This window comes from Pauljensenia sp. UMB3104 (assembly GCF_030217285.1).
GTDB lineage: Bacteria > Actinomycetota > Actinomycetes > Actinomycetales > Actinomycetaceae > Pauljensenia.
In genome coordinates this window covers 1-2,376 of sequence record NZ_JASONN010000046.1, presented here as the reverse complement: position 1 = coordinate 2,376, position 2,376 = coordinate 1, and the positions used below count along the sequence as shown (strand labels likewise).

The window sequence follows — 2,376 nt, the reverse complement described above, 5'->3', positions numbered from 1 at the left end:
GGCGGCCCACTCCTCGTGCGTGCCCACCGGGGCGGCCCACTCCTCGTGCGTGCCCACCGGGGCGGCCCACTCCTCGTCGCGTGTTCGGCGTGGCTATCAAGCGCCGTCGTCATCCGTGCAGCGGATTGTGTAAAAAATGCACGGATGTTCGTTAACCGCGAGGTAATCGAAGATGTGAAAATGCGATATAATTCGCGGGTACCCATCACAAATACTCGAAGGAGTAACCCTCATGAAAAAGCGTCTTCTGACGGCCGCCCTCGTCGCGCTGCTGCCCCTGAGCCTGGCCGCCTGCGGTGGGCAGTCCAAGCAGGCTGCGTGCCAGATCATCAATGACAAGGCCGTCAAGGCAATTGATGGCCTGGATCCGAGCAACACGGAAGACATGATCCAGGGCATGACCAACGTCGCGACCGTCCTGAAGTCTGACGACATCACCAACACCGAAGTGAAGGCTGCTGCGGTGGCTGCGGGCGATAGCGCTCAGGCTCTCGCCGACTTCGCCAAGACGGTGGGCGATGACCCGTCGGCAGACCAGATGAGCGAGGCCATGGACCTGTACACGACGTTCACGACGTCGATGTCGTCGCTCGAGACGGTGTGCAACGCGCGCTGACGCGCACCATCAGATTGTGTATGCCCGCGTGTGGGCATTGAAAAGTGAGGGTGGCCCCGCGGGGCCACCCTCACTTCTACCTTGACGGGTGTCGTGTGCTCGCCAGAGCGTCACTTACCTTCGCACACCGACTGAAGATTGTTCATCGACTCCAGGTACTCTGACGTCGCTGACAAAATCCGGGAGCGCTGCTCGGCCGTCGGCTGATCGTCGGCCGCCTTGGTCGCGTCGAGGAGCTTCTGTGCGCTGGCCGCCAGGCCGTTTGCCGCCACCTTGACCTCGGGGTTGGTGACCTCGTCAGACTTCATGATGTCAATGAAGTTGGACAGGGTCTTGATGACCGAGGCCTTGTCCTTCTCGTTCAGGCTCGAGGAGATGGCGTTGGCCTTGTCGTCGAGAATGGCGCAGGCCTCCTCCTTCGTCTGGTTCGACTTCGATGAGCTCGATGCGGAGGGCGATGCCTGCGTAGGCGTGCTGGTCGGCTCCTGCGAAGGCGCGGACGAGGACGACGGCGAGGACGTCGGGTTGTCAGTCTTGACCTGCAGGCACGCGGACATGCCGAGGGGCAGCAGAGTGATGAGGAGGGCGGCTGCAATACGACGCTTCATGGGATGCTCCTTGAAATATTGAAGTGTACGTTCTCGCTCAGTCTAACCCCAAAAGCATGAAATTAACATATCGGTCAGTGAGGTCGTGCTGACGTGGGAAAATCGGGGTTCATCGGACGCCTCGTATCGGCGTATTACCCCGCTAGATGGCAGGCCGCCGCGTGGACTGTCAATCTGTTTGGCGTCCGTGGTCTGTGCTTTGCTCCGGGTGTTGCTTTCGTGCCTGGTGTCTGGGCGCGGGTGTTCGGGCTCTGATGCGCCTCCATTGGCGTTGGTCGTGGTTGCCGTCCCTCAGTGTCGTGAGCGGCCGCTGTTCTGTGCGTCGGCCCCCTCGGTGTCACGTCCGTCACCGATGCATCGGCCGTGGAGGCGTCGGCCGTTGCCACGTCGGTCATTTATGCGTGTTTCCTGAGCTTCACCGTCGGGTGCTGCGGCGCCCTACGTGGGCTCCGTGTGGGGGTTTTGCACTACACGGGGATGTGACACGCCGGCGACACGCCGTCAGAGGGCTTCGTGTAGTGCAAAACCCCCATTGCGCCAGATTGGTGACCGCACGGTGCGCAATTCGCGCCGGTGTCGGGGACGTGGGATAGCCCGGGCCAGGCTCCTTCCCAAGGTGCCTCCTCCCCAAGTGGCCTCCTCCTCAAGGTGCCTCCTCCCCAAGGCGTCTCCTCCCCAAGGCGCCGCCAAGGCCGCCTCTCCACATATTTCCCATGCAATTCCCCCACGGTACGAATCGACGCACGCTTAAAAACCGCGGAATTTCAACGATCTGATTTCAAAACCTGAAATATTCTCAGGGGAATTGCATGCGAAACTGTCGGATGCTGCGCTGTGTGTCCCCGAAAAGTTGCACGTAATTCCTCCCGGGCCTCATTCGGCGACAGCTCGAAAACCGCGGAATTTCAACGATCCGATTTCAATATTTGAAACATTCTCAGGGGAATTACGTGCGAAACTGCTGTGCCCATCTGCGGCAGGGACAGGGTGCGCCTCACGATCAATCACTCAAAGCAAAGCTCGCGGCGCGGATGGCGGGCGGGCGGGCGACGCGGCGGCTGGAGATTAGGCGGGCTGGCCTGGTCTGGTTTTGTGGACCGGGTGTTTTGAGGGTTGTTGGTTGTTATTGGTGGTGTTGTGCCCATTGGCGCG

At 60.7% G+C, this 2,376-nt stretch carries 2 protein-coding genes; one reads left to right on the top strand and one right to left on the bottom strand.

All coding sequences use genetic code 11. The annotated features are described in order from the left end of the window. Positions 1 to 232: 232 nt before the first annotated feature. Positions 233 to 616, top strand: coding sequence for a hypothetical protein (locus tag QP415_RS10660; RefSeq protein WP_048677017.1), 384 nt, complete (start codon positions 233 to 235; stop codon positions 614 to 616). A gap of 110 nt (positions 617 to 726) precedes the next feature. Here QP415_RS10660 and QP415_RS10655 read toward each other — a convergent pair whose 3' ends face one another. Beyond that, a complete protein-coding gene (locus QP415_RS10655) occupies positions 727 to 1,224 on the bottom strand; it encodes a hypothetical protein (RefSeq protein WP_016460574.1) in 498 nt (165 codons plus the stop codon). Positions 1,225 to 2,376 lie beyond the last annotated feature (1,152 nt).

Excerpts from the sequence above, each read along its gene's own strand:
- QP415_RS10660 (WP_048677017.1), top strand. The coding sequence starts at position 233 with ATGAAAAAGCGTCTTCTGACGGCCGCCCTCGTCGCGCTGCTGCCCCTG.
- QP415_RS10655 (WP_016460574.1), bottom strand. The coding sequence starts at position 1,224 with ATGAAGCGTCGTATTGCAGCCGCCCTCCTCATCACTCTGCTGCCCCTC.